General features: G+C 69.7%; 20 protein-coding genes and 1 pseudogene. 15 read left to right on the plus strand and 6 right to left on the minus strand.

The window, feature by feature from the left end; genetic code table 11:
- From ACFFF6_RS11970 to ACFFF6_RS12040, 15 genes and pseudogenes are all read left to right on the plus strand, one after another.
- Positions 1-257 (plus strand): annotated as a pseudogene (locus tag ACFFF6_RS11970) (dihydrolipoamide succinyltransferase); the annotation flags it as partial.
- Entirely contained in the window at positions 254-1,213 is a 960-nt protein-coding gene (locus tag ACFFF6_RS11975) for a glycosyltransferase family 2 protein (protein WP_376980989.1), read from the plus strand. The pseudogene ACFFF6_RS11970 and the gene ACFFF6_RS11975, both read left to right, overlap by 4 nt.
- Complete coding sequence (locus ACFFF6_RS11980; RefSeq protein ID WP_376980991.1) at positions 1,210-2,295, plus strand: CgeB family protein; 1,086 nt, start codon at positions 1,210-1,212, stop codon at positions 2,293-2,295. Before ACFFF6_RS11975 ends, ACFFF6_RS11980 begins: the two co-directional genes overlap by 4 nt.
- Positions 2,286-3,419, plus strand: coding sequence for a hypothetical protein (locus ACFFF6_RS11985; RefSeq protein WP_376980993.1), 1,134 nt, complete (start codon positions 2,286-2,288; stop codon positions 3,417-3,419). The genes ACFFF6_RS11980 and ACFFF6_RS11985 overlap by 10 nt, the downstream gene beginning before the upstream one ends.
- The gene (locus ACFFF6_RS11990) at positions 3,416-4,129 is read left to right on the plus strand and encodes an acylneuraminate cytidylyltransferase family protein (protein WP_376980995.1); all 714 of its coding nucleotides are present in this window, start codon (positions 3,416-3,418) and stop codon (positions 4,127-4,129) included. Before ACFFF6_RS11985 ends, ACFFF6_RS11990 begins: the two co-directional genes overlap by 4 nt.
- The gene (locus ACFFF6_RS11995; protein WP_376980997.1) at positions 4,126-6,378 is read left to right on the plus strand and encodes an N-acetylneuraminate synthase family protein; all 2,253 of its coding nucleotides are present in this window, start codon (positions 4,126-4,128) and stop codon (positions 6,376-6,378) included. Before ACFFF6_RS11990 ends, ACFFF6_RS11995 begins: the two co-directional genes overlap by 4 nt.
- A complete protein-coding gene (locus ACFFF6_RS12000; RefSeq protein WP_376980998.1) occupies positions 6,369-7,475 on the plus strand; it encodes a glycosyltransferase in 1,107 nt (368 codons plus the stop codon). The genes ACFFF6_RS11995 and ACFFF6_RS12000 overlap by 10 nt, the downstream gene beginning before the upstream one ends.
- A complete protein-coding gene (locus tag ACFFF6_RS12005) occupies positions 7,472-8,695 on the plus strand; it encodes an O-antigen ligase family protein (RefSeq protein ID WP_376981000.1) in 1,224 nt (407 codons plus the stop codon). The genes ACFFF6_RS12000 and ACFFF6_RS12005 overlap by 4 nt, the downstream gene beginning before the upstream one ends.
- A complete protein-coding gene (locus ACFFF6_RS12010; protein ID WP_376981002.1) occupies positions 8,692-9,798 on the plus strand; it encodes a glycosyltransferase family 4 protein in 1,107 nt (368 codons plus the stop codon). Before ACFFF6_RS12005 ends, ACFFF6_RS12010 begins: the two co-directional genes overlap by 4 nt.
- Positions 9,795-10,790, plus strand: coding sequence for a glycosyltransferase family 2 protein (locus tag ACFFF6_RS12015; protein WP_376981004.1), 996 nt, complete (start codon positions 9,795-9,797; stop codon positions 10,788-10,790). The genes ACFFF6_RS12010 and ACFFF6_RS12015 overlap by 4 nt, the downstream gene beginning before the upstream one ends.
- Positions 10,790-11,917, plus strand: coding sequence for a glycosyltransferase (locus ACFFF6_RS12020; RefSeq protein ID WP_376981006.1), 1,128 nt, complete (start codon positions 10,790-10,792; stop codon positions 11,915-11,917). The genes ACFFF6_RS12015 and ACFFF6_RS12020 overlap by 1 nt, the downstream gene beginning before the upstream one ends.
- Positions 11,914-13,125, plus strand: a complete 1,212-nt coding sequence (locus tag ACFFF6_RS12025; protein WP_376981008.1) for a glycosyltransferase — start codon at positions 11,914-11,916, stop codon at positions 13,123-13,125. Before ACFFF6_RS12020 ends, ACFFF6_RS12025 begins: the two co-directional genes overlap by 4 nt.
- A 180-nt stretch (positions 13,126-13,305) precedes the next feature.
- The gene (locus ACFFF6_RS12030; RefSeq protein ID WP_376981010.1) at positions 13,306-15,000 is read left to right on the plus strand and encodes an ABC transporter ATP-binding protein; all 1,695 of its coding nucleotides are present in this window, start codon (positions 13,306-13,308) and stop codon (positions 14,998-15,000) included.
- Positions 15,001-15,002: 2 nt separating this feature from the next.
- Positions 15,003-15,839 carry a glycosyltransferase family 2 protein gene (locus ACFFF6_RS12035; protein ID WP_376981012.1) on the plus strand — a complete coding sequence of 279 codons (837 nt, stop codon included), beginning with the start codon at positions 15,003-15,005 and terminating at the stop codon, positions 15,837-15,839.
- A gap of 277 nt (positions 15,840-16,116) precedes the next feature.
- On the plus strand, positions 16,117-16,998 hold the full coding sequence (locus ACFFF6_RS12040) for a glycosyltransferase family 4 protein (protein ID WP_376981014.1): 882 nt from the start codon (positions 16,117-16,119) through the stop codon (positions 16,996-16,998).
- Positions 16,999-17,082: 84 nt separating this feature from the next.
- On the opposite strand, the gene ACFFF6_RS12045 is transcribed toward ACFFF6_RS12040, so the two are convergent.
- From ACFFF6_RS12045 to ACFFF6_RS12070, 6 genes are all read right to left on the minus strand, one after another.
- Positions 17,083-18,186 carry an acyltransferase family protein gene (locus ACFFF6_RS12045; RefSeq protein ID WP_376981016.1) on the minus strand — a complete coding sequence of 368 codons (1,104 nt, stop codon included), beginning with the start codon at positions 18,184-18,186 and terminating at the stop codon, positions 17,083-17,085.
- 255 nt (positions 18,187-18,441) lie between these two features.
- Positions 18,442-19,740 (minus strand): hypothetical protein, encoded by a 1,299-nt coding sequence (locus tag ACFFF6_RS12050; protein WP_376981018.1) that lies wholly within the window; start codon positions 19,738-19,740, stop codon positions 18,442-18,444.
- Between the two features lie 4 nt (positions 19,741-19,744).
- The gene (locus tag ACFFF6_RS12055) at positions 19,745-20,956 is read right to left on the minus strand and encodes a hypothetical protein (RefSeq protein ID WP_376981019.1); all 1,212 of its coding nucleotides are present in this window, start codon (positions 20,954-20,956) and stop codon (positions 19,745-19,747) included.
- Positions 20,953-21,201 carry a hypothetical protein gene (locus tag ACFFF6_RS12060; protein WP_376981021.1) on the minus strand — a complete coding sequence of 83 codons (249 nt, stop codon included), beginning with the start codon at positions 21,199-21,201 and terminating at the stop codon, positions 20,953-20,955. Before ACFFF6_RS12060 ends, ACFFF6_RS12055 begins: the two co-directional genes overlap by 4 nt.
- A 1,143-nt stretch (positions 21,202-22,344) precedes the next feature.
- Positions 22,345-24,600: a hypothetical protein gene (locus ACFFF6_RS12065; RefSeq protein ID WP_376981023.1), complete on the minus strand. Its 2,256-nt coding sequence runs from the start codon at positions 24,598-24,600 to the stop codon at positions 22,345-22,347.
- A 15-nt stretch (positions 24,601-24,615) separates the two neighbouring features.
- Positions 24,616-26,307 (minus strand): type 2 periplasmic-binding domain-containing protein, encoded by a 1,692-nt coding sequence (locus ACFFF6_RS12070; RefSeq protein ID WP_376981025.1) that lies wholly within the window; start codon positions 26,305-26,307, stop codon positions 24,616-24,618.
- Between the last annotated feature and the right edge of the window lie 182 nt (positions 26,308-26,489).

Below are 26,489 nucleotides of genomic sequence, written 5' to 3' on the forward strand. Positions count from 1 at the left end.
CCCGGCCGGACGTCCCCGCGGCGGCTCCTGCCGACCCGACCCGCACCGCGCCCTCGGCGCCGTCCGCGGGATCGGCCTCCTTGGCTCCGGCCGCCGCACGACCCTCCGTGTTCCCCGTCGTGGGACGGCCCGCGGCCCCGTCGGAGGAGCATCCCCCCGCGGCCGATGACGCCTCGCCGTGGGCGCAGAGCGCCCCGGCGCGGCCGGCGCGGAAGTCCCGCGGCCGGCGTGCCGCGACGGACCAGGACCAGGGATGAGCATCGAGAGGCTCGCGGTCGTCATCCCTGTCCACGGGCCCCTCGACCCCGTGCTCCCGCTCCTGGAGGACCTGCTGGGAGCCGATGTCCCCGCCCCGGACCGTCCCGCCCGCGTCCTGCTGGTCGACGACGCCTCCCCCGAGCCGCTGTCCGCCGCGGCGCTGCCCGCCGGGGCGGAGGTGCTGCGCCGGGAGCGCAACGGCGGCTTCGGCGCCGCTGTGAACACCGGCCTCTCCGCGCTTGCGCAGAGCGAGGGCACGGGCGGGAGCCCCGACCTCGCCCTCGTGCTGAACTCCGATCTGCGCGTCCCGACGGGGTTCATCCGGGACCTGCTCGCGCACGCCGCCCCGTGGATGCCCGCGGTGGTGGGGGTGCGCTCCGCGGACGAGGACGGACGCTCCGGGTACGCCGCGCGGTTCTTCCCCACCATCGGCCACCAGGTCGTCGAATGGCTCGTGCCGCTCGCGTCCCAGCGCGAGCGGGACCTGCTGCACCGCGCCGTGGGTCACGACCTCGCCGCGGAGCGCGGGCACGGCATGATCCCCGTGGACTGGGTCTCCGGGGCCGTGCTGCTGCTGCCGATCGCGGAGGTCCGCCGCCTGGGCGGTTTCGACGAGGGCTACTTCATGTACACCGAGGAGGTCGACCTCCAGCTGCGCCTGCGCCGCGAGGGCATCCCTTCCCTGCTGGACGCGGACCTGCAGGTCATCCATGCCGGCGGGGGGTCCTCCGGCGGGGAGGCGCGTCGCCGGCAGTGGCTGGTGGGGGCCCGCATGCGCTACGCCCGCAAGCACGGCAACGTGCATCTGCTGCGTGCCGGCATGACCGCTGCGACCGGGGCGAACCTCGTGTGGAACACGGGCCGCCGTCTCGCCGGACGGGACGTGGATCCCCTCGCCGTCGCCCGCGAGGAGCTCGACCTCATCCATCGCGCAGGACGGGAGCTGCCGCGATGACCCCGAACAGGCGCGGGACAGGCGGCCCGGAGCCCCGCGCCGCGAGGAGCATCGGCCCCGGGACCCGCGGCCGCGCTCTGCGGCTCATGATCGTCACCCCCAGCTTCCACGGGTACTGCGCGAGCCATGCCGCCGCGTTCGCCCGGCTCGGCTACGACGTGCGCACGGTCCGGTACGACGCCTACGACACCGTCGCCGAGAAGCTGCGCCTGAAGGCCACGGTCGAGCTGCCCGAGCGTCTGCATCTCGGGGCGCGGGCTCGTCGGGAGGGCGAGCGCCGCCGCCTCACCGACCGGGTGCTCGCGCAGCTGCGCTCCTACCAGCCCGATCGGGTCCTCGTGATCAAGGGCGATGCCCTCGATGACCGCTTCTGGGATGCGCTGGGCGACATGCCCCGCATCCTGTGGCTGTACGACGACCTGCACCGGCACGACTACGACGACGAGTTCCTGCGAGCCGTCGGCCCGGTCGTCGACTATGCCCGCTCCGAGGCGGACATGCTGCGCGAGCGAGGGATCGACGCGCACTTCGTCCCCAACGCCTTCGACCCCCACCGCGTCGCCCCCAGCACGCGCCGGACCGGGGAGATCGTCTTCATCGGCTCCGGCTACGACAACCGTCGCGAGCTGCTGACGGGCCTGGCGGCGCAGGGCCTGCCGGTGCATGCCTGGGGTCGGGACTTCTCCCGGCATCCCGTGGACCGGCTGCGGACCTTCAGCTGGACGCGGCCTCCGATCCGTGCCTCCCGCGAGGTGCCGCTCGAGCGCGCCTACCAGATCCACGCCGAGGGAGCGGCCGCCGTCGCGATCCACGGCCTCCAGAACGGCCATGCCATGCGGACCTTCGAGATCCCCGGGATGGGCGGGGTGCAGCTGGTGGACCGCGATGACGTGGACCAGTTCTACGACATCGGCACCGAGGTCGCCGTCTGGCACAGCCCGGAGGAGCTCGCCGAGCTCGCCGCCCGCGCGATCGCGGACCCCGCATGGGGCGACGGCCTGCGCGAGGCCGGCAGGCGCCGCACCCTGGCCGAGCACACCTTCGACCACCGGATCGCTGAGGTAGACGCACTATGGGACTGATCCACGCCACGAGCCTGGAGCGCTGGAGCGAATGGGAGCGCTCGCGCCACCGGGGACGGCTGCTCAAGCACGCGGTCCTCGGGACCCTGCGTCCCGCGGCGGCGGATCCGGGTCCCCGCTACGTGCTGCGCTCCCGCGGGACGGTGGCCGCGGCCGGGGACGGGACCGAGGCCGCGCACGCCGACGTCTTCGGCACCGACGGCTCCCGCACCCTGTTCGCCGTCGACTCCGGCTCCCCGACCTCGCGCGCGAGCCTGCTCACCGCGCTGCCCTACCTGCGCGGCGCCGTCGACGTGCTGCAGCCCGCCGGCCTCGACCTGCCGGAGACGAGCGGCCCGGAGTGGTCCTCGAGCGCCCCGGACGGCATGACCCTCCCCGAGGCTGCCGCGGCCCTGCGGGGACGCGGGCTGAGCGCCGTCGTGTCGCTGGGCCAGCACCTGGGCGCCGGCAGGATCGCGCATGAGCTCGCGAGCCGCGAGGGCTTGGCGAGCTACGTCGTCCAGCACGGCGTGCTGACCCCCTTCGCGCCGCCGCTCCCGCCGGAGGCGATCCTGCTGTCGTGGTCCGAGGCCGACGCCGAGTTCTACGCCTCCGGACGTGGCGACGTGAGCTCGCGGAACATCGGCTCCCAGCTGCTGTGGCAGGCTCGCCATGAGTCGGGCGCCCTCGGCGAGGCGTCCGCCGCGGACGCGGACGAGCGTCCCGTCTTCCTGGGGCAGCTGCACGGCGCGGAGCTGCCGCGCCGCATCACGGGCGGCGCCGCCTCCCGGTTCTGCCGCCTCCACGACGGGCTGTACCGTCCGCATCCCAGCGAGACCGACCGGCTCTCCCGCGCGACCCATGAGCTGTGGCGGCGCCGCGGCATCGAGTTCGCGCCCACGGACGTGCCTTTGCGCGCGCTGAGCAGCCCCGTCGTCTCCGTGTTCTCCACCGGGATCCTCGAGGCGGCCGCCCGCGGCGTGCCCTCCTGGGTGTTCGCCCCGGCCGCTCCCGCCTGGGTGGGAGAGCTGTGGGACCGCTACGGCATGCGCCGCTTCGGCGCGCCTCAGCCGACCGCTGCCCCTCCGCTTCCCGACGCGGAGCCCGCCGCCGCCCTCGCCGAGATCCTGGACGGCGTCGCATGACCGCGCTCGTCGTCATCCCCGCGCGCGGGGGCTCCAAAGGCATCCCGCGCAAGAACCTCCTGCCCGTGGGCGGGCGACCGCTCATCGCCTGGACCATCGCCCAGGCTCTCGAGGGGGCGCACGGGGCGGAGGGGGACCTGATCGTCGCCGTGTCCACCGAGGACGCGGAGATCGCCCAGGTCGCCGCCGCCCATGGCGCCCGGGTCATCGAGCGTCCCGCGCATCTCGCGGAGGACACCACCCCCACCGAGCCGGTCGTCGAGCACGCCATGGACGTGGTCGAGGCGGCAGGAACGGTCCTGGATGCGGTCGTCCTGCTGCAGGCCACCTCCCCGGTGCGCCGCCCCGACACCATCGCGCGGGCCCTGGCCCAGTTCCGCAACAGCGGCGTCGACTCCCTGGTGGGGGTCGTCGGCGAGTCGCCGTTCTTCTGGCGCCTGCCCGAGGCCCCGGGGGAGAACGCGACCGCGGCCTACGACACGGCGGCGCGGCCCCGCCGCCAGGAGCTGCTGCCGGAGCAGCTGCACTACTTCGAGAACGGCAGCCTCTACGTGACGGCTCCGCGCATCTATCGCACCCTGCACAACCGCATCGGCGGGCGGACGGATCTGTTCGTCCTGGACGAGGTGGAGGGCGTGGACATCGACACCCTCACGGACGTCGCCGCCGCCGAGGCGATGCTCGCACGACTCGGTTGGAGGACCGCATGATTCTGGATCGACGCACCGCCCCCTACGCAGTGGACCCGCAGGCCACGGTGCTGGAGGCGCTGCGGCGCATCAGCGAGAACCAGTCCCGCGTCGTGTTCCTCGTCGACACCCAGGGCCAGGTCCGCGGCACCCTCACCGACGGAGACGTGCGCCGCTGGCTCGTCGCCCAGGCCGTTCCCGACCTGTCGACCCCTGCCATGGAGGCCGCTCACGCCCGGTTCGTCTCCGTCCCCGAGGGCACCCCGGTCGCGAGGATCGAGGAGCTGTTCGGCAACGGCGTGGACCGCATCCCCGTCGTGGACGAGCGCGGTCGCCTGGTCGCGGTCGCGACCCCGCAGGCGGCGACGCTGAGCATCGGCCGCCGCACCGTGGGGGCCGGGCACCCCGCGCTGATCATCGGCGAGATCGGCAACAACCATCAGGGCGACGTCGAGCTCGCCAAGCAGCTGGTGGACCGCTGCGCCGCGGCCGGGGTGGACACCGTGAAGTTCCAGCTGCGCGACATGGAGGCCCTGTACCGATCCTCCGGCGGCTCCAGCAGCGGCGAGGACCTGGGCCCGCAGTACACGATGAACCTGCTGGCCAAGTACTCGCTCGGCGTGGAGGACATGTTCCGCGTCTTCGATCACTGCGCGGCCCGGGACGTCGACGTGATCTGTACGCCCTGGGACATCCCCAGCGCCGATGCGCTCGCCCGCTACGGTCTGCCCGGATACAAGATCGCCTCCGCGGACCTGACCAACCACGACCTGCTCGCGCACGTCGCGGGCTTCGGGGCGCCGATGATCGTCTCCACCGGCATGAGCACGGAGCAGGAGATCACCGCCGCCGTGGAGGTGCTGCGCCATCACGGCGCCCCCTTCGCCCTGCTGCAGACCCAGTCCACCTACCCGGCGCCCTTCAAGGACGTGAACCTGCGGTACATGGACCGCCTCGCGACCCTGGGCGGCGGCTGCCCCGTGGGCTACTCCGGTCATGAGCGCGGCGGACACGTGCCGGTCGCCGCGGTCGCCCGCGGCGCCTCGATCATCGAGAAGCACGTGACCGTGGACCGCAGCCTCGAAGGCAACGACCACAAGGTGTCGCTGCTGCCCGACGAGCTCCAGACCATGGTCCGGCAGATCCGCGAGGTCGAGGAGGCCCTGGGGAGCGACGCCCCGCGCGAGCTGTCCACCGGGGAGCTCATGAACCGCGTGAACCTCGCGAAGTCGCTGGTCGCGACGCGGGACATGCGCTCCGGCGAGACCGTCGCCGTGACCGATGTCGACGTGAAGTCCCCCGGCCGCGGGCTGCAGCCGGACCGTCGCGCCGCGCTGATCGGCACCACCCTCCACCGCGACGTCGCCGCCGGCGACTTCTTCTACCCCGGGGACCTGGCCGGACGCCCCCAGCCCCGCGGCGACTACAGCTTCCGTCGCCCCTGGGGGCTGCCGGTGCGCTTCCACGACTTCCGCTCCCTGCTCGAGGTGTCCCGCCCGGACTTCCTCGAGTTCCACCAGAGCGCGAAGGACATGGACCTGCCGATCGGCGAGTTCTTCGCCCCCGGCGAGAAGCTCGAGCAGTTCTTCACGGTGCATGCCCCGGACCTGTACCCCGGGGACTTCCTCATCGACCTCGCCTCCCCCGACGAGGCGATCTTCGAGCGCTCCATCGTCGAGGTGCAGCGCGTCGTGGATCTCGCCCGGGACCTGCGTCAGCACTTCACGTGCGAGGAGGACCCCATCGTCATCGTGACGATGGGCGGCTTCCTGCCCGATCGCCACCTCGCCGAGGCCGAGCGCTACCCGCTGTACGAGCGGATCCAGCAGGGCCTCGAGCGCGTGGACGAGACGGGCGTGCGGCTGACCGCGCAGACCCTGCCGCCGTTCCCGTGGCTGATGGGCGGGCAGCAGTACCACAACCTGTTCATGGACCCCGAGGACACCGTCTGGTTCTGCGAGACCTACGGGCGCCGCCTCACCTTCGACGTGTCCCACACGAAGCTCGCCGCGAACTTCGCCCACCGTCCCTTCAGCGAGTACATCGAGGCGATGGGCCCCTACACCGAGCACCTCCACGTGGTCGACTCCGTGGGCGTGGACGGCGAAGGCGTGCAGGTGGGCGAGGGAGAGGTCGACTTCAAGGACCTCGCCGAGCGCATGGACCGCCTCGCCCCCGCCGCCCCGTTCATCCCCGAGATCTGGATGGGCCACGTCAACACCGGCGAAGGCTTCTTCACCGCGCTGGACAGGCTGCGGGAATGGTTCTGAGAGCCTCCGCGGGCACGGCGCGCCGCACGGCGCTGTGGCTGATCCCCGTCCCGGAGCTGGGCGGGGTGGCGCGGCATGCGCTCGATGCGACCGCCGCGGGGATCCCCGGCTGGCGGGTGATCGTACTGTGTCCGGAGGGTCCCCTGGCCGAGGCTCTGCGGGACCAGGACACGCCCGTGCTCACCGGTCCGGTCTCCCCGGCAGACGGCACCCGGTGCGCGACCGCCCATGTGCGTGGAGTCCTGCGGCGCCTGCGCCCCGATGTGCTGCACACCCACCTCGCCTTCGCGGACCTCACCGGCGTCGCCGCCGCGACGGGGCTGCGGTCCGGGCGAGGACGGCGGATCCGCGTCGTCTCCACGGAGCACGGGATCGCCGGGGTGCGCGGCTACTACCAGGCCGGACGCCCGCAGGCGGCCGCGAAGGCGGCCGCCCACCGGGCGCGCCTGCACCGGACCGACGCCGTGATCGCGGTCAGCGAGTCCACCCGCGAGCAGATCCACGCCCAGTGGGGGCACGCCGCCCCCGTCACCGTGATCCGCAACGAGGTGCAGGTGCCGGCCGGCGTCCCGCAGCCGCGGCCCGGCCTGCGGATCCTGTCGCTCGCGCGCCTGGCCCCGGAGAAGCGGATCGATGAGCTGCTGCGCGCCTTCGCGCTGGTCCTCGCCGAGCATCCGCAGGCGCGGCTGACGATCGCCGGCACGGGGCCGTGCGAGGCGGAGCTGCGGGCCGTGGCCGCGGAGCTCGGTCTCGCCGAGGCGGTCACGTTCCCCGGCCATGTCGACGCCGCCGCGGCGCTGGCCGAGCACGATGTGGTCGTGCAGCTGTCGGTGTGGGAGAACCTCTCCTACACGCTGCTGGACGCCGTGGCCTATGGTCTGGGCGTCGTCGCCACCGATGTGGGCGGAAACGCGGAGATCGTGCCGGCGCGGTGCCTGGTGGTGGCGGAGGATCATCGTGGGGTAGCGGCGATGGTCCTGGAGCAGGGTCTCGAACCGGCACGGCGGCCCGTGCGACCGCCCGAGTCCGGGGGCGACCATGGGCTCGCTCGTATGACCGCGCAGATCGACCGGACCTATGCGGAGGCGGTCGCATGAGCGCGGAGACGTTCGCACGGCACGGATCGCTCCGCGAGGGGGCGGCGGAATCGTTCCGCGTCGTCGGAGCGCTGCGGATCCCGGAGCTGCTGCTCGGGTTCCTGCTGATCTTCGAGGGGACGCAGCTGGGGCTTCCGCTGCCGTTCAACCAGATCGTGCTGGTCCTCATCCTGGGGCTCTCGCTTCTGCGCCGGCCCGTCTACAGCCTGGGGAAGCTGCAGGTCCTGATCCCGATCGTCGTGGTCGCGCTCTTCTACATCGGCATGGTGTCCATGGTCGCCGAGCCGACGGAGTTCGCCTTCGACTGGAAGCGGAGGCTCCTGCGGCTGGTCCTCACAGCGGCGTTCCTGTTCGTGCTCGCCTCCGGCCGCATCGACATGAGGTCCTTGCTGGTCGGCTACGGAGGCGGCATGATCGCGAACGCCGTCGCCTTCTACGCTGGCATCGCGCCGGACAACTACGGCGGGACGCTCTCTGGATTCTTCGAGGACAAGAACGTCGCGGGGCTCACCTACGCGGTGATCGGCATCCTCATCGTGAGCCTCGCCCGCAGACCGTGGCCTCGGCTTCTCGTCTTCCTGGGGATGGGGTATCTCGTCCTGCTCACGGACTCGCGGACATCGATCACGGCGTACGCGGCGGCCGGCCTGTGGATCCTGATCGGAGGGCGGCTCCCGAGAATGGGTCGATGGCTGCTGGGAGCGCTGATCTGGTTCAGCGTCGTGATCGCCGCGGAGGACTTCGCGCAGATAGGCCGGTTCTCCGCGCGCGAAGGCTCTGACGCGCTCCGTGCGCGGATCGACGCGGCATCCGAGATCCGCGTGGGGGAGGCGGGGTTCTTCGGCGAAGGGCTGGGGGAGGCGTATGTGTTCCTCAACGAGCAGACGGGGCAGTGGCTGTTCCACAACTCCTACTGGACCTTCCTCGTCGAAGGCGGGTGGCCGTGGCTGCTCGTCGTTCTCGGGATCACTCTTCTCGTCGGTCTCCGGCCTTTCCGCAGTCGTCTCACGCCGATGGAGCTGGTCGGCCAGGCTGCGACCGTCGCGCTGCTCATCTGCGCGTGGCGTCTGGGGGAGGTGTTCTTCACGCTCCAATGGGCGATCCTCATCGCCTTCGCCATCCAGGCGCGGTTGGCTGCGGAAGGGGCTGTGTTCGTGCCTCGCACGCATCATCGCTTCCTCGGGCCGCAGGGCGGACCCTCCTCCGGAGCCCAGGCATGAGCGCTCCTCGCATCGTGGTCGCCACCAACAACGGCGACCTCGGCGGCGGCGAAGTGATGCTGCTGAACATCGCGGAGGCCCTGCGGACCATCGGCCTGGACGTCCGCGTGATCGGGCCGACCGAGCCGGGCGACGTTCTGGTCGAGGCCATGGCCCGTGACCTTCCGACGATCGCGTTGCCGGCCCGCGGACGCAAGCAGTACATGGCTGCACTGCGGGTCTGGCGGATGCTGCACCCGAACACGCTTCTCTGGTGCAACGGGCTTGTGCCCTCGTTCGCCACGGCAGGGATCGGGCCGCGCCTCGTGCACCTCCATCAGCTGCCGACAGGGGCGCAGCAGAGCGCTGCAGAGCTCGCCCGAGCGGGTGCCCGCGAGCTGCTGGTCCCCTCGACGTACATGGCCTCCCGCATCCACCACGGCCGTGTACTCCAGAACTGGACCGAGGAGATCGAGTTCGCGCCCCATCGATCGGCGGAGGACGGCCCGCTCCGCGTCGGGTTCCTGGGTCGCCTCACCATTGCCAAGGGTGTCGAGGTCCTCGCCCGGGCTATGGAGCAGGTGATCTCTCACGCACCCCGGGAGGTGCGCCTCGTGGTGGCGGGCGAGAACCGCTTCGGAGACTCCGAGGACGACCGGAGGGTCGCCGAAGCACTCGGCCGACTGGCTCCGCGCGTGGAGAAGCTCGGATGGATGGACCGCGGCGACTTCTTCCACGTGATCGATCTTCTGGTCCTCCCCTCGGTGTTCCCCGAGTCCTTCGGCCTCGCGGCTGCCGAGGCGATGGGGGCGGGCATTCCCGTCGTCATCTCGGATGCCGGGGCTCTTCCGGAGGTGACCGGGCAGCACCACCCATGGATCGCCCGCAGCGGCGATGCCGAGGACCTGGCGGGCGTCATGCTCCGAGCGCTCGGCGGGATGCCGGAGGAGCGGGACACAGTGGTGCGCGCGGCCCGGCACCGTTGGGAGGAGAGGTTCTCACCCGATGCCGGAACGCGTCGCGTGGCCCAGCTGCTCTCCGAGCTCGATTCGCCCCGTAGAACGAGACGAGTGATGAGGCGAGCGGTGGCATCGGAACCAGGACCGAAGAGAGGACGAGCATGAGCGGCGAGTCGAGACACGAACGGATCCGTCAGGACGCCGCGGATACGCAGCCGCCCGAGGACGTGGTGGCGAGCGTCGTGGTTCCGACATTTCGAGGCATCGATCGGCTGCCGGCCCTCATGGACGCCTTCGCCGTCCAGGGGCCGGATTCACCGGCGTTCGAAGTCGTGGTGGTCGTTGACGGCGTCGATGACGGATCACCTGCGCTCGTCGAGGCAGAGGACCGCTTTCGCACGCGGACCATTGTCTTCCCCGAGAACCGCGGGCGTGTAGCGGCGCTGAACGCGGGACTTGCCGCCGCGCGCGGGGAGATCCTCATCCGTTGCGATGACGATCTGGTTCCCGGTCCCGACTACATCGCCGAGCACGTCGCCGCGCACTCGCCGTCTCCACGCGCCGTGATCGGCCTGTATCGAAACGAATATGCACGGACCCGCTACGCCGAGGTCTACGGCCAGGACGCCGATCGCCGTTTTCGCGCCGGTGCCTACGAAGCACCGGTGGAGCTGAGGTGGCGGTACTGGGCCGGGAACTGCTCGGTCCACAGATCCGCCTATGAGACGGTCGGCGAGTACGACCCCGCCTACCGGCTGTATGGGTGGGAGGATGTCGACTACGGGTATCGCCTGCACAGGGCAGGCTTCGAGGTCATGCTCGTACCGTCCCTTGAGACACCCCATCGTGTCGCCGCTGTGACGGCGAGGAGCCGCGCCGTCCGGGCGAAACACGCGGCCGCCGCTCGACGGATCTTCGAGGCGAAGCACCCCGAGTGCCAGCTTCCCCCGGCGATTCCGCCCGCATCCGCATGGAACCTGCTCGTGCGCGGGGCGGCGCCGCTCATCGGCTCGAGGGCGGAGGCTGCCGGTGCCTTCGTCGATCGGATCATCCCGCGCCTGCCTGCAGCGGTCGGTCGGAAGCTCGTGGCGCTCCTCGTGGAGGCTTCAGCTGTGGCGGGCTACCGCCGTCCCGACGCGGCATCGGACGTGTTCTGATGCCCGTCCGCGTCGCGATCGCCCATGACTACCTGACGCAGCGCGGCGGTGCTGAACGCCTGGTGCTGTCGATCTGCCGTGCCTTCCCCGATGCCGAGGTGCACACTCTGTTCTACGAGCCGGAGCAGACATATCCCGAGTACCGGGACAGGACCGTTCGTCCCAGTGTTCTGAACCGGATCGGCGTTTTCCGCCGAGACCCGCGCCTGGCGATGCCGTTGCTCGCGCCCGTCGCCTCCCGCATGCGGATCGATGCCGACGTCGTGATCGCGAGCTCCTCCGGCTGGGCCCACGCGTTCCGGACCCGAGGGACGAAGATCGTCTTCTGCCACTCGCCCGCCCGCTGGCTGTACCTGCCGGAGGACTACCTGGGGGAGACGGGGCGCTTCGATCCGAAGCGGCTCCTGCTCGCAGCGCTCGCCCCGGCGCTGAAGAGGTGGGATCGTCGCGCTGCGCTGCAGGCGCAGCGATACGTGGGCAACTCCACGGTGGTTCGCGAACGCATCCGTCGCATCTATGGGATCGAGGCACCGACACTGTTCCCGCCGTTCAGCCCGGACGTCGCCGAGGGTACCCAGGAGCCGATCGACCAGCTCCAGGGCTGGGCCGGCACCGATGGGTCCGTGGGCGGTCACTACCTGGTCGTCTCCCGTCTGCAGCCGTACAAGCACGTCGACCGCGTGATCGAAGCTTTCCGGGACCTGCCCGGGCAGCGGCTTCTCGTGATCGGCAGAGGACCCGAGGGAGAGCGGCTTCGGGGGATCGCCCCTACGAACGTCCGCCTCGTCGAAGGGCTCAGCGATGCGCAGATGCGGTGGGCCTATGCCCACTCGCGGGCGCTCATCGCCGCAAGCCACGAGGACTTCGGCCTCACTCCGCTGGAGGCTGGAGCGCATGGGGTGCCCACGCTCGCTCTGCGGGCCGGCGGCTATCTGGACACGGTCGCCGACGGGATAAGCGGCGCATTCTTCGAGACCACCAGCGCGACGAGCATCCGTGAGGCGGTCATGGCTGATGCCGACACGACCTGGGACCCCGACCGCATCCGAGGGCACGCGCAGCGGTTCTCGGAAGAGCGCTTCATCGCGACGCTCCGGGACCTCGTCGAGGAGGTGTTGTCATCATGAGCGTGTTCCCCCGCAGCGATCGTCCTCGCATGGTCGTGCTGACGCACGTCGTCCCCCTCGACCATGCGGACAACGCGGGACAGGTCTACGTGACGGCGCAGATGGACCACTGGAGCCGCGACTGGGACGTGCGCTGCCTCCTCATCGACGGGCGATCCGCGCAGACGGAGCGAGGACGCTCCCATGCTCCGACGACGCTCATCACGCCCTCTCGCCGGCGCCGCCGCCGGGTCCTGGAGCTCATCGACAGCAGGATGCGCTGGTCCCCAGCCAGCCCGAGCCGGACGCTCCGGCATGACATCCTCCAGGATCCGGCAGCGATCCGGGAGCTGCAGTCAGCGGATGCGATCGTCCTGCAGTGGGAGCATGTCGCCGCGCTCGCTCCGACGATGCGCCGCATCAACGCCACCGCGCAGATCGTGGGGGTCCTCCACGACGTGGTGAGTCAGAGCGCTCGTCGCCACCTTCTCGCTGCCAGAACCGTCCGGGAGAAGGTGAAGCACCGTGGGGCGGAGATGGTCGCGCGCTGGCACGAGAGGCGCCTGCGCCGATGGCACGACCGCCTGATCGTCCTCAGCGCGAAGGACCGATCCCTGCTTCCTCGCGGAACCCGCGAGAGGACCGGGATCGTGCCGGCCCCGGCGACCTTCACCTCGCGCGCGTTGCGCGCCCCGGTGCCGGGCCGGATCCTGCTGGTTCTCAACTGGCGACCTGAGAACCTGGACGCGCTCGCTTGGTTCTGCGACGAGGTGTGGCCGCACGTGGGCGTCCCTGCCGCCGACCTGGAGGTCCATCTCATCGGGAAGAGCCTGCACGGACCGGTCCTGGAGAGGGCGCTCCGGCTCGGCTTCGTGGAGAGGGGGTTCGTCGACGATCTGTCCTTGGAGTACTCGCGGGCCGCGCTCGTCGTCGTCCCCCTCCGGCTCGGCGCGGGTGTCAAGTTCAAGACGGTCGAGGCCCTCGCACACGGCGTCCCTCTGATCACGACGACGGTCGGGGCGGAGGGCATCGCCCCGCTCGTGTCGGACCCACAGGTCACGGACGATCCCCGAGAGTTCGCGCGCCTCGTCTCTCGGATTCTGAGGGACCCGGGGACGGCGGAGGAGCACGCTCGAGCTCTGCGCGAGAGGGCCCGGGAGGCGCACTCCGTCGAGGCGATGGCGCGTGCTCTGGATGAGATCGTCTTCCACCGCGGTGCGGGGGAGTGACATGAAAATGGGCATTCTGCTGTATCAGCGAGAATCTCCGAGAGGATCGTAGGGGTCTGGAATATGCGAATGTCTGCGCTTCGGAAGATGATCTCCGACGTGAGAGCGGTGGTGGCCCTCGTCCCGTGGCGGATGCGCCCCGTCCTGCTCCTGCTGGTGGCCGGATCCGTTGCCGCCTCCATGCTCGATCTCGCCGCAGTCGTGCTCATCCTGCCGATCATGCAGCTTGTCGCGAACACTCCTATCGAGGAATCGCAGATGCTCTCGATCCTGAGTCGGCTCCTCGGGCTCGACCAGGTTCCGGCACTCCTGATCGCCGTGCTGGTCGTCGTGGTCGTCCTGATGGTCCTGAAGAACGCGTTCACGCTGATCTTCCGGCGGTGGAGCCTCAGCGTGATGGCGAGGGCCCAGTCCGATGCCCTTCAGGTGGTGATGGGGCGTTACATGAACGAGTCCTACCTCACGTTCAGGCGGCGAAAGGCTGAGGACATCATGCAGGTCCTCAACGTCTATCTGAACTCCTCGTTCGCGGGAGTCCTCTCGAACCTCGTCACGCTCTCCACCGACCTGATCTCTGCGGGAATTCTGCTCGCGGGGCTGCTGGTGCTGTCCCCCCTTGCGACGGTGACGGCGATCGTGTTCTTCGGTGTGTCCTCCGTGCTGATGCAGTCGCTCCTCCGCTCGCGTCAGCACCGGGTCGGCGAAGCGATGCGCGAGTCGAATCTCGAAGGGTGGAGGTATCTCAGCCCAGCGCTGGACGGCTTCAAGGAGCTGAAGATCGCGGGGGCCAGCGATCGGTACGCGGACGAGTTCTCACGCGCCCGGCGCGAGCTGGCGATGTTCACGCGGACAGCGAGTCTGCTGTCGGAACTGCCGCGCTACCTGCTCGAGGTCATCATGATCGTGGGGATCCTGCTGGTCACCCTGGTGCTCTTCGCGGCCGTGGGTCCGGTGAACGCCTTCGCGTTCCTGGGCGTCTTCGCTGTCGCGGCAGTCCGGCTGCTCCCCACGCTGAACCGCATCATGGGGTGCCTGAGCGTCGTGACCACCAATCTTCCCAACGTATCCGCTCTGGTCGAACAGCTCGAGACTCTGCCGGAGGCCACGGAGAGCGGTGTCGACACGGTCCGCACGTACCCCAGGGGGGACATCTCCTTCCAGGGTCTCACTTTCCGATACCCTGACAGCGATGATCTCGTCCTGGACGGCGTGAGCGGAGTTATCCCGGCGGGGAAGACCGTTGCTCTCGTGGGTGGGAGCGGCGCCGGGAAGACCACGTTCGTGGAGCTTCTCCTCGGGCTCTTCGATCCGGTGGCAGGGTCGATCACGGTGGATGGGCATTCGATCCATGACGGCAAGATCGCCTGGCGCCGTCAGCTCGGGATGGTTGCGCAGAACGTGTATCTGCAGGATGCGACGATCCGCGAGAACATCGCCTTCGGAGTGCCCGTCTCGGAGATCGACGAGGACAGGGTGCTCCGCGCGGTGACGATGGCAGAGCTCGGAGACTTCATCGACGGCTCCTCCGCGGGGCTCGACACCGTCGTCGGATACGGAGGGGCCCGGGTCTCCGGCGGACAGAAGCAGCGGATCGGGATAGCTCGAGCTCTGTATCGGGAACCACAGCTGCTCGTGCTGGACGAGGCCACTTCTGCCCTCGACAACGAGACCGAATCGCGCATTACCCGGACCATCGAGGACCTGCACGGCACCATGACGATCGTGGTCGTCGCTCATAGGCTCTCCACCGTCCGGAACGCGGATCTCATCCTCTTCTTCTCCGGAGGGAAGATCGCTGCGCGGGGAACGATGGCGGATCTGTCCGCGACCAACGAGGAGTTCGCGGAACTCGTCCGCCTGGGAAGGTTGAACTAGACATGCCGGACATCGTGGTCATCATCCCGTCGCTGAACGTCGCCGAGACGCTTCCGCGCCAGCTCGCGGCCCTCGACGCCCAGACGGACCTGGGCTTCCGCGTGGTCATCGCCGACAACGGATCCGAGGACGGGACCGCACGTGTCGCACGCGAGTGGCCTGCGCGGTTCGAGGGCATCGAGGTCGTCGACGCCTCGGCGCGCCGAGGCGTCGCGTCGGCCCGCAACATCGGGATCCGGGAGTCGTCCGAGCCGCTCATCCTGATCTGTGACGGCGATGATCGCGTGCATGAGCGCTGGGTCGAGTCGATGCGCCGGTCGCTCGCGTCCGCAGCCGCCGTCACCGGGCCGCTGCGGATCGTCCGGGACGGCGAGCTCGGGGAGACCGTGAACCAGACATCGGTTCCTGTGGCGATGGCGTTCCGGCCCTACATGCCCGGCTGCAACATCGGAGTCCGTCGGGAGGCCGTGGACCTGGTGGGCGGCTTCGATGCCGATCTGAGCATCGGTCAGGAGGATGTGGACTTCGGATGGCGCCTTGACGCGGTCGGCATCGAGATCGTGCATGATCCCGGCGCATGCGTCGACTACTACCAGCGAAGTACGCCGGTGCAGCGCATCAGGCAGCAGTATCGCTACGGGCGCGCCTACGCGATGCTGTATCGCAAGCATCAGGACGTGGCGCCGCCCCCGGCACGGCTCCGCACTTCGATCCGGTGGTTCTGGGAGTGGTGCCGGCAGTTCCGGCCCCGGGACGGACTCGTCGCCTTCGGTGATCCCGCGTTCCACATCGGTCGGCTCGTGCAGTCGGCGCGGCTGAAGACGCCGACTCCGCTGTGATGGTCCGGAACCCGTCCCCCAGCGCTCATGCGCGAGTCGAACGGAGCTAACGGTGGGAGCATACGACGACGTGGTCATCTACACCCCCTGGGACCCGAGCTCGGCGCGGTCCTGGTCAGGCGCCATCGTGAAGATGCGTGCGGCTCTCGAGGAGGAGCTGCCCGGGGCACGCCTTCTCCCCCTCACGGCTCCGGACTCCCTCATCGATCGCCTCCTCGCCAGGGGGCTCGGGGCCGTGGGCATCCCGTATCTTCCGCGCTGGTCGATCATGACCGCCATGGCCCGGAGCCTGCGACTGCGCCGAGCCATCCGCGACTCCGGGTGCGTGAGGGTGATGATCGTGCTCGCCGGGACGCCCGATCTGATGGCGGTTCCGCGCGGCGTGAAACTCGTCCAGGTCACGGACTCGTCATTCGCGGCCTACTCCCGGAACTATCTCGGGAGACTGTCGGGACTGTCCTCGACCCAGGCCACGCTGATCGAGCGTGCGGCGTCCAGGAGGACGGACCATTACGCCGTGGCCTCCGGGTGGAGCAAACGCGTTCTCGTCGAGGATGCGCGCATCCCACCGGGGAAGATCGAGATCGTTCCCTTCGGCCCAGCGATCTCGCCCGAGACCTCTCCGGAGCGATCTCCATCGCGGGGCGCGGAGCCTGTGAGATTCCTGTTCGTGGCCAGCGACTGGGTCCGAAAAGGAGGCGACCTCGCCGTCGAAGCGCTGTCCCGGATCCGAGCGCGCGGGCACGCGATCGGGCTGACGGTCGTCGGGGCGACGGATCGTGACCTCCCGCCGTGGGTCGATCACCGGGCGCGGCTGTCACAGTCAGAGCTCAGCAACGCGTATTCCTCGCACGATGTCCTCATCGAGCCGACCTCCGCGAGCGCGGGCGGCGTCGTCGTCACCGATGCCCTCCACCACGGACTGCCGGTGCTCGCTCACCGCATCGGTGGGATGACCACCCTCGTCCAGGACGGGATCACCGGGTGGCTGGTCGAGCCCTCGGGTATGCCCGAGACCCTGGTCGCGAGCATTGAGGACCGAGTTCTGAGGGACGACCTCGCGGCGATGTCCGTGGCGGCGCGTGACTGGGCTGGCGCCCACGCCACGTGGCACGGATGGGCGAAGCGGATCGCATCGGCAGTGGACTCGCTCCGGTGAGGAGGCGCCCGGCACGATGCCCGTGCGATGGGTCGGCGGGGAAGATCCCTGCCGGCATCTGTGTCGTGGGTGGGTGCTCGGCCGCTATGGCTTCGACCGCGGTGGGCGTGAGAACGCCCGTGGGCCCTCTCCGCGGACGACGGAGATGAGCCGCCGCCCGGCCGCATTCATGGGTGCCTCGACGACCTTCCAGGATGCCCAGGCGAGGATCACCGTCACCACCGTGGATGCCAGGAGGTGGGCGAGTCCGGTGAGACCGAGCATCGCCCAGAGCTGCTGAACCGGGAAGGCGTAGATGTACACACCGTATGAGACGTCGTTCGTCGCACCCACCCGGGTGCGGATCGTCGCGCCCGCTGCCAGGACCAGGTACCCGTAGGGGACCGCGGCGTACCGGTAGCCCTCCGGTACTACGAAGAGCACAGCGGTGAGGACGGCGGAGCCGAGGATGAGCGGGCCCGTGATCGGAAGCTTCTCGCGGAGGGTGAAGATCAGCATCCCTGCCGCGAAGAACGAGCCCAGATGTGCAATGTTCAGGTAGAGGTTCGTGGTGATGTCGAGAGGCCCGGCCAGTGCCGTGACGGAGGTGAACCCGATCAGCGCCATAGCAGCCATGAGAGTCGCGTGCCGTCTGCACCACGGGATGGAGAAGAGCACCAGGCATCCGGCGTACGCGAGGATCTCGTACATGAGCGTCCAGGCCGAGCCGTTCCACGCGTCGTAGTGCGGGAACACCATCCCCTCCATCGAGAACTGGAGAGCGAACGTCGTGACGTTGCGCGCGACGTATTCGGCAGCGGACGCGGGTGACCATGTCGACGGGCCGAGGAGAGTGGCGATCGGCGCCAGGATGAACGCGACGATCAGCAGCTGCACCCAGTACGCCGGATAGATCCGGGCGGCGCGCCGGACCACGTACGACCACCAGGACGACCGCATCCGGCTCCCGGTGATCAGATACCCGGAGATGATGAAGAACCCGGAGACCGACCAACCCCCGAGGCTGGCGGTCCACGCCGGCCACACCGCCCCGGAAATCGCGGGCGTGTGCGACACGATCACCAGGAGCGCGAAGACGAGCCGCAGGAAGTTCAGGGCATTGTCCGAGCTACCCAGAGCTAGGCCGAGCGATCGGTCCTTCGCAGCGGTGCGGGATGTGCCCTGCGGGGTGACGCTGGATGCGGCCATGGTGATCCTCTGGAGCTGTCGAGACGTGCTGGGGTCCGGGTTCGATGCCCGCCGAAGCGGGGCCTGGTGATCGACGGTGACTTCTTCATCGCTGTCTGCCGATGCTCAGGGCGGGACCTTCGCAGGACTCCATCATCGCAACCTCCGATCGACAGAGAGTACGCGACCAGAATGCTCTCCCGGATGGGTAGTGGGGCACGGAAAGGAGTATCGGGTGGGGGTACTGCGCCGGGCCCCAGTGCGGCTGACGGGATGTCAACCTCTGTCAGGTGCTCGAGCCCAGCCGGGCCGGGGTCGATCGCGGAACCACGGAGCGATCTGCCCCGGCCGCAGGTTCATGTCCGGGCTGGGGCGACCCCAGTCGATCGGTGCCCACTCCGTCATGTGCCACGGGAACTCATGAATGGCCATCTCGCTGTTCCCGTAGCGGTCGCGGTAGAGCTGTTCGATGATTCCGCCGGTCGCCCACGGGTCCATGCCGTAGACGTGCTTCCACACGCGCCCCTGCTCGGCGTTGAAGGCGTGGCACCAGAGATTGGTGTCCGTCGCGACCAGGCCGTACGTCTTCGCGGCCCGGATGATCATCCGCAGGAACCGTGGGTACGGCTTCCCTGTCCGGGGGTTGTGGTCCGGGTCGACCTCTGCCTTGAGCCTGCCCCACTGTCCGTGCGTCGGCGTGATCGTTCCACCGTTCCACACCTTTCCCTGGGCGTGCTGCGGGCCACCGGGCAGGTAGTTCTCGAGTTTCCCATCGGATCCGCGGGACGGCCAGGAGATGAGCGGGGACCCCTCGAGCGGCGTCGGCCCGTCGTCCCGGCGCATGCGGAGCGCGGAGGCGGTGAAGCACAGCGCGTGGGTGATCTCTCCGCGCAGCGCCTCCCCGATCCCGATGAAGCCCAGGCTGTTGTGCATACCCGCGACGTTGGACAGCCCCCGGCGCTGCTGGAGGGCGTAGTTGTCCGCGGCGAGATTCCGCAGGCCGGGCTGGGCGACGGAGTACCCGCCCCCTCCGGTCCATTGCCCGGAAGAGTTCTTCTGCGCCATGAAGAGCTCGCGCATGATCCCTGTCCCGGTGTCGTATATGGCCAGGCCGCGGTCCCCGTTCTGGGCCGGGACCATCCAGTCGGCCATCGGCACCGGTCCCCGCATATAGGTCTCGACCTCGAGGGGCGGCGTCTCGATCGCCGTGGCGTTCCAGATCTGGGAGACCGCGCGAGGATGAGTGGAGTCCACGACATACATGTGGATGGGCTGCGTCCCGTAGGCGCTTGTGTTCAGCGACGTCTTCGATCCCCAGGCGCCGTTCGGGGAGAAGGGCGATGCCTCGCTCATGTATGACGCCATCGCGTCGGAGGCTGCGGCGATCGGCATCGAGCGGATGTCGCGCTGGAGCACCGTGCCCCGGCCCAGGTAGGTGCGCGGGTCGAAGGAAGAGGATAAGCGGATGAAGTCGTCCTCGCGCCCCTCGAGGATCTCCACCCAGGCGTTGCCGTCGTGTCCGTACGATGCCGCCCAGTCCCATTGGGCTCGGGCGCTGAGGAGACGAGGTGCCATGGCTTCAGGCTCCGATGGTGCTGACGACGAGGTTGTCGATCGCGTAGTCGAGGTTCGGAGCGCTCGTCGTCAGGTTGCTCTGTCGGATGCCGAACCAGGTCCCATCCACGTCGGGAGCTATGGCGGGGATGCTGACCTCGTGATGCAGACCGTCGGGAGTATCCAGAATCGCCGTGCTGCCCGCCCTCTTCAATGTATATCGACCCTGCTCGAGTGGACCGACGTGCATCACCTGTGAGGTGTTGATGCTGTGACCGGCGCCGTGGACGAGGATCTTCCCGCCGGCGTTGGTGTTGAATCGCCAGACCCATCCATGGATGCCGTGAGGATGAGACCCGAGCGAGATCGTCATGATGTCATTGACTGTCGTCATGCCCGTCGGGATGTGGAGATCGAAGCTGACGGACATGTTCTCCGCACCGGTGTCGAACTTGACCGCGCCCCAGGCTGTCCCGGCCGTGATCCGGAGCGCGGATCCTGACACGGTGAAATGGCTGGTGGAGTTGATGCCGTCCCACAGAATCGGCGTCCCGCCCAGCGCGGCATCGGTGGCGGAGCCGACCAGGGGACCGTCCGCGCGGTCGAAGGTGTCGGAGGTGAAGACGACCACGGCGGTCGGGTCCGGGTAGGTGTGCCGCCAGGCGAACGCGGCCGGGAGCGTGTAGCCCAGGGTCGCGAAGGCCTGGACGTCGATGTCGAACGGGACGGGGACCCCCAGGACTCCGAGGGGGAACGGAGCATCGGGCGTGATGACGATGTCCCGCGGCGTCGTCGCACCGTCCTTCGTGACAGCGGTGATGCGGTATTCGACCCCCACCAGGCTCGGGACGAGGACCGTCGTGTTCCACGCATCCCACTGCGGAGTCTCCGGGACGACGGGCACGACGACGTCGAGGGGCTTCTGCCAGATCACGGGAACGGTCGTCCCGTCCGCCGTCGTATAGGTCGGCGAGGCCGGCTCGCCGGCGGAGACCTCGATCCAGAACCCCTGCGCGGTCGCCTGCTGGTCCTTCGACCAGGTCGTGATGACGTTCTGCTGGACCGTGGTCCATGCAAGCCCGTCCTCGCCGGTGCGCGTGAGGACCTGGCCATCGGTGCCGCCCGGGGGCAGAGATTCAGGAGCCTCCGTGCGGACGAGGTCGATGACCTCCTGTTTCGCGACGGATGGCAGGTGCCCGGTCGCGAGGAGCCCGCGGAAGGTGTTTCCCATGGTCATGCTCCGATCTGATAGACGCCGTCGCCGATCTCGTGCACGGGGAGCGGTGCACCGACACCGTCCACCACGCTCCAGGTCCCGTCCCCGTCGTGGACGACGCTCACATGCTCTGCGGCATCGAAGCGGTCGAAGAGCGCCTGGACATCGGCGTCGACGGGGACGAGCGCGGCCTCGAAGTCGGCCGGGACCTGCCCGATCGTCGTCGTCGCAGGATAGGGATAGCTGCGGTGCGGAGTCGTCGGCATCGGCCCTCCTCGATGGCGTCCTTGGCGGAGAACATAGCCCGGTCCTCGCCCGGTGTCAGGCGCTCGCGGAGGGATCTTCGGGGGTCTTCTGCGGCCTGTCGAGTCTTCCTCCGCTCCTGGGCTGGCCGCGCCCAGTCGGTGACATGCTCATGAACTCTCCTCGACAGTTCGGGGCTCGACAGCTCGGACCCCCGGGGAATCGGAACGGCGGGGTCCTCGGAGCGCGGTCCGGCATGCCTGGGTGGGTCACGCCTTCGGCGGTGCGTTCTACCGCTACGCAGCAGCGTTGACCGCCGCGCTCCTTCTTCCTGCGGTTGACGGGTGCTGCGCGGCTCGGTGCTGGCCTCCGTCATCCCGTAGCGGATGAGCGCGTTCCGGCAGGCCGCCGCGTTCACCGACTGTCGCCGCCATCCGTACGCGGTCCGGTCGGCCTCGGCGTCATGGATGACCGCCTCCACCAAGCCCGCGACGGCGGCTGGGGGACCTCGACGATCGTCCGTCGGGGAGATCCTCCGAGCATGACCACGCCGAGCTCCTGTCCCATTTCCGCGCGCCAGCCCAGGATCCATGCCCCGGGAGGGGGCGGCGGATGTTGATGTGACCGCGGTGCTCCATGAGGTGGTGGCCGGCGTGCGCCTCCGCCTCGGCGCGCCCCAGGTCTGGTGGCCGACCAGATGATCCCCCGGACGGGTGGTCGTCGTAGCGAATCCGGGGTTCTCGGTGCACACGAGGCGTCGGCGGATGCGCTGCCGCACAGCTTCCCCCGCGCTCATGCAGGTGGGAGGCGGTTGTGCGGCCGTGGCGCGGCGGGGAAGCATCGGTTCGCTGTGCGGCTGGTGTGGGGAGGACGCTCGTCCGGGCGTCGAAACATGGGCCGACACTTCCACCGGGGGCCCGTGCCGAGGACCCGCCCTGGTTACGCTGAGCGGCGTACGACGCGCTCGTCGGTGACGGGGAACGAGCTGGCGAAGGCCGCGGGACATCTGTCCTCAGCCACATGCGCAGGCGCGCAGCTCCCATAAAAGGGGCGACGGACCCGGTGTCGCAATACGGCGGGGCCGCGAGAAGGGAGGGGTGAGCTCCTGCTTGCGGGCGGCGTTCACCGTCTGATCGGCATGCTCGCGGGCTGCTCGCGAACCGGGCTCATCTCGTCCGGCGCTCACCCCCGGGCGACCAGAGCACGCGTCGCTGCGCTCGCCAGACGCCGATCACGTCCGCCGCGTCGAGGCGGGAGAGCACCGTCGGGTCGATCCGACGGGTCCCGTGGAGGGGCTCGCCGTCGATGTCCAGCAGGACATCGCCCGGGCTGAGCCCGGATCCCGCCGGAGCCGCGTCGACGTACACGCCCTCGAAGGGCATGAGCCCGGTCGCAGAGGCGAGCAGCGGGTCGGCCAGCGGTCTCAGGGGGATTCCGTCCCACAGCACGGCCGCCTCCTCGGGGTCCGCGGCATCGATCGGGTCCGCGGGCGCGGTCAGCCGCTCAAGGGCGATGCACAGGAAGTCGTCCATCGGTACCCCGCATGGCGGACGCACCTGTGCGAGAAGCTCCCGCGCCTTCTCACCCCACGCCGAGCTGCGGTCGCTGCCGGACGTGTCCCAGGCGGGACGGTCCGGGATCCCGGTCCCGCGCTCCCAGGCGAAGAACCCGCCGTCGTAGAGGGAACCGGAGCGGTCCGGTTCCCCCTGGATGAAGCGGTACGCCGGGGAGGCGCTGAAGAGGTTGCCGGTGACCACGTCCCGAGCCTGTGCGTAGGAGACGTGCGAGTGGACGCTCCCGCGCAGCAGGACGTTGCCGTCCGCGCGGCGCCGATAGCCTTCGCGCAGCTTGATCCCGCAGTTCAGCAGCAGGTTGGACAGCAGGAGGTAGGAGGAGGAGCCGTCGTCGAGGTCGATTCCCCACTCTCCGTCGTGATGGATGACGTTGGCCTCGATCACGGTGTCGGCGAGGATGTCCCAGCGAGCGGCGGCGGCCCGCTCCGTGGGGGACAGCGCGGCTGTCCAGAACCGGTCCCGGCCCCAGGTGTTGATCGGCCCATGGTCCTCGGTCTCGCGCACCAGGCTGTGCAGGGCGTTACGGACCACCCGATGCCCGCCGAAGGTCCCGTCGCAGATGTTGATTCCTGCGCGGGGGCCGCTGCGCACGAGGTTCCCCTCGATCACGACCCGGAAGGAGATCGACAGGCACACGCCCGCGGACTGCAGGTCCGAGCGGCCGAACCGCTCGAGCGTGCATCCGGTGACCCGTATGTCGCGCGGATAGGCGTCGCCGCGCGGTCCCGGGATCGATGAGGCCGGGGCCGGGGATCCGGAGGGGTCGTAGCTCGCCCAGATGGTGGGGTCATGTCGCGCCTCGGGGGAACCCAGCACCATGATCGCGGAGCTTCCGGCGCCGACCACGTTGCTGTCGTGCACCTCCACGTCACGGGCGTGGTCGAGGATCGAGATCCCGTGCCCGCCGACGTCCTGGATCCGGGTCGCGCGCACGAGGATCCGCTCGGCGCCGCTGATCATGATCGCCCCCTCGCGAGCGGTCGCCCAGTCGCTCATGGTCAGCGGGATTATCCGGTCCGCGTCCAGCACCGGCGCGGTGCCGCCCAGAACGATGTCCTCCAGCACGAGGTCATGGACCGTCTCCGCACCGTGCCCGGCGATCTCGATCGCCACCTCGAGCTCGCTGAGCGCGAGCCATGGCTCGGGCGGGGTGTCTTCCGCCCCGGTGGCCGCGCGCAGCAAGTGACCGCGGCCGTGGTCCCAGCGCCAGCCGCCCGCGGGGATCGGTTCGGGGACGTTCTCGAGGAGCACGTGCGCGGGATCGAGCTCGAGCCCGCGCTGATTGTCGCCGATAGGCGTATGGTGCAGCTGCTCCCCGTCGCTGCGGGCGATCGAGGTGACCCCGCCCCAGCCGCGGGCGTGCAGCGACAGCATGCGCACGCCCTCGAGCTCGCCCCAGACGGGCAGGCGCGCGACGGCGTCCTCGAGCCGGGCCCAGGTGTGCACGTCGGTGCTGATCTCCTGTGGTGGGAAGGTCGCGACCGGCGCCCGGCCGCCCGGGCCGAAGCACTGGACGGGCGGCGTGCGTACAGAGTCGGCGAGATCCGCCGACCAGATCCCCTCATCGGCCGGGGCCCAGGCCTCGGCGGCGACCTGCCGCCCGCCGTGCAGCCGGGCGCCGGGCAGAGCCCGCAGGGTCACCGGCGCCGCAGGCGCACCGGAGTGCCGAGGTCCCAGCTGGAGCGGTCGGGAGAGAAAATACTCTCCTGCGGCGAGCTCGAGGACGATCGGCTCCACGCCTCGCCGCGGATGCTCGGCGAGGGACTCGAGCGCGGTGTGCAGCGCCGCATCGCTTGCGAGGAGTGGTCCGCCGGCGGCATCGGGAGACGGGGCGATGGAGATGATCACGGGATCCATCACGGCTCAGAGCCCCCGCGTCTGCATGCCCAGCTCCCGCAGCTCGAGGTACCGGGAGAGTCCGGCCGCCTCGAGCTCGTCCTGGTATGTCTGCCAGTCCGAATCCGCGGAGACATCAGCTGCCCCTGCGATGAACTGCGCGATGTGCCGCACCCGGATGGCTTCGATGTTCGTCTCGAACTCGGCGACCTCCGCGGCTTGCGAGGTGTCGAAGATCCCGGGGTAGACGGTCGCCTCCTCCGGCATCCGGTACGGCTCGAACAGCTTCGTCGCGTCGTACAGGGTCGCCTCGAGGCCGCGGTGCGCCGGGTCGACCCGTTCCGCGTTGCGCAGGTCAAGGCCCTGGTTGTAGGGGCCCCAGTCCTGCCAGCCGAGGTTCGCCCCGTTCTCCTGCGGTGTCCTCGTGTAGATCGCCTGGCGGCCGTCGATGCCCAGCTCACCCTCCGCGGACCAGGAGAAGCCCAGCTCGGGCGGGCCCATCCGGGCGGAGGTCGTCCCGATCAGGTCCATCTGCGCATCGGCCCAGCGCACCAGCAGCTGCGGGTCCGCGCAGGACGAGGTGATCATGAGGTTCTGGTCGACCGCCCGCCAGTAGTCCCACGGGAGGACAGGGTCCACGTCGCCGGCGGAGACCGGCGCCATGGCCACGAAATCCGTCCAGGGGTCCTCTCCGGGGAGCCAGCCCGAGGTGATGGCGACAGGGGAGTGTGCGGTGTCGCCGATCAGGCGATCGCGCTGATCGGCATCCTGGGTGAAGGCGGCCGGATCCAGCCAGCCCTTCTCGACCCATCCGCGCAGCAGCGCGAGCGTCGTGCGCATGGCGTCGTCGGATCCGGCGTGGATCACAGCCCCGCTCTCCCGGCGCAGCCAGTCGTTCCCCGGGTTGTCAAAGCAGCTGTAGAAATAGGCCAGCGGCGGCGTGTCCCGCTCGCCGGTCAGCGTCGTCGTCACTCCGGTCTGGGCGCCGGTGCCGTGGATCGTCTCCAGCATGCTCTCGAACTCTTCGATCGTCCGCGGCTCCTCGAGGCCGATGCTGGACAGCAGTCCGCCGCGGATCCACAGACGTGTCGGTCCGCCGCTGCAGTGGTAGCACTGGCCGATGGACGGGAACGCGTAGATGTCGCCGTCGGGGGCGGTGGCCAGTGCGCGCGCGTTCGACATCCGAGAGAAGGTCTCGAGGAGGTTCGGCGCCCAGCGGTCGATGTGCTCGCCAAGCCCCTGGAAGACGCCCTGCTCGCCGTAGAGGGCGATCTCGGAGGGGGAGAACATGCTGGCGCCGAGCATGAATGCATCGGGCATGTTGCCGGAGGCGATCATTCCGGTGAGCGCCGGTCGGGCGTCGTCGCCGGGTGGGAGCGTCTCGAAGACGATCCGGACGCCCGTGGTCTCCTCGAGCCAGCGGCTGTGCGCGTTGGTGGCCATGTCGACGTCCGGTGCCGCCGGGACCACGATGCGGAACTCGGCGTCCTCCTCCGTGAGCCGTGTGCGCTGGCGGGCGCGAGGGCCGTCGTAGGACTCGGGATACTGGACGCCGTCGACCTCCGGGGCGAGCTCGACCTCGAGCTCCGCAGAGCCGGCGACGTAGGCGGGGGAGCTGGAGACGGGTCTGTGGTCACCGGTGCACGAGGCCAGGATCGGGGCAGCCGCTCCGGCGGCTGCGAGGGAGGCGAGCGATCGCCTGCTCACGGTGAGGGTCATGGGAGAGCTCCTTTGCTCCGGGCCGCTTCTGCGTGCCCGATGGATGGCCGCTCGCTCACGTGCGAGACGCGTGCGCCACAGACTACCGATCAGTCCCACGTTTGACTAGTCTGTGATCCGCGAGCTCGCGCATGAAGAGCCGCTCGCAACCCTTGAAACATCGGATGAATAAGGGGGTGTGG

Origin of the sequence: Brachybacterium hainanense (assembly GCF_042434575.1) — a bacterium.
Classification (GTDB): domain Bacteria; phylum Actinomycetota; class Actinomycetes; order Actinomycetales; family Dermabacteraceae; genus Brachybacterium; species Brachybacterium hainanense.

Bases quoted from the DNA above. Each gene is read 5' to 3' on its own strand.
- ACFFF6_RS11975 (WP_376980989.1), top strand. From the start codon at position 254: ATGAGCATCGAGAGGCTCGCGGTCGTCATCCCTGTCCACGGGCCCCTC.
- ACFFF6_RS11980 (WP_376980991.1), top strand. From the start codon at position 1,210: ATGACCCCGAACAGGCGCGGGACAGGCGGCCCGGAGCCCCGCGCCGCG.
- ACFFF6_RS11985 (WP_376980993.1), top strand. From the start codon at position 2,286: ATGGGACTGATCCACGCCACGAGCCTGGAGCGCTGGAGCGAATGGGAG.
- ACFFF6_RS11990 (WP_376980995.1), top strand. From the start codon at position 3,416: ATGACCGCGCTCGTCGTCATCCCCGCGCGCGGGGGCTCCAAAGGCATC.
- ACFFF6_RS11995 (WP_376980997.1), top strand. From the start codon at position 4,126: ATGATTCTGGATCGACGCACCGCCCCCTACGCAGTGGACCCGCAGGCC.
- ACFFF6_RS12000 (WP_376980998.1), top strand. From the start codon at position 6,369: ATGGTTCTGAGAGCCTCCGCGGGCACGGCGCGCCGCACGGCGCTGTGG.
- ACFFF6_RS12005 (WP_376981000.1), top strand. From the start codon at position 7,472: ATGAGCGCGGAGACGTTCGCACGGCACGGATCGCTCCGCGAGGGGGCG.
- ACFFF6_RS12010 (WP_376981002.1), top strand. From the start codon at position 8,692: ATGAGCGCTCCTCGCATCGTGGTCGCCACCAACAACGGCGACCTCGGC.
- ACFFF6_RS12015 (WP_376981004.1), top strand. From the start codon at position 9,795: ATGAGCGGCGAGTCGAGACACGAACGGATCCGTCAGGACGCCGCGGAT.
- ACFFF6_RS12020 (WP_376981006.1), top strand. From the start codon at position 10,790: ATGCCCGTCCGCGTCGCGATCGCCCATGACTACCTGACGCAGCGCGGC.
- ACFFF6_RS12025 (WP_376981008.1), top strand. From the start codon at position 11,914: ATGAGCGTGTTCCCCCGCAGCGATCGTCCTCGCATGGTCGTGCTGACG.
- ACFFF6_RS12030 (WP_376981010.1), top strand. From the start codon at position 13,306: ATGCTCGATCTCGCCGCAGTCGTGCTCATCCTGCCGATCATGCAGCTT.
- ACFFF6_RS12035 (WP_376981012.1), top strand. From the start codon at position 15,003: ATGCCGGACATCGTGGTCATCATCCCGTCGCTGAACGTCGCCGAGACG.
- ACFFF6_RS12040 (WP_376981014.1), top strand. From the start codon at position 16,117: ATGGCCCGGAGCCTGCGACTGCGCCGAGCCATCCGCGACTCCGGGTGC.
- ACFFF6_RS12045 (WP_376981016.1), bottom strand. From the start codon at position 18,186: ATGGCCGCATCCAGCGTCACCCCGCAGGGCACATCCCGCACCGCTGCG.
- ACFFF6_RS12050 (WP_376981018.1), bottom strand. From the start codon at position 19,740: ATGGCACCTCGTCTCCTCAGCGCCCGAGCCCAATGGGACTGGGCGGCA.
- ACFFF6_RS12055 (WP_376981019.1), bottom strand. From the start codon at position 20,956: ATGACCATGGGAAACACCTTCCGCGGGCTCCTCGCGACCGGGCACCTG.
- ACFFF6_RS12060 (WP_376981021.1), bottom strand. From the start codon at position 21,201: ATGCCGACGACTCCGCACCGCAGCTATCCCTATCCTGCGACGACGACG.
- ACFFF6_RS12070 (WP_376981025.1), bottom strand. From the start codon at position 26,307: ATGACCCTCACCGTGAGCAGGCGATCGCTCGCCTCCCTCGCAGCCGCC.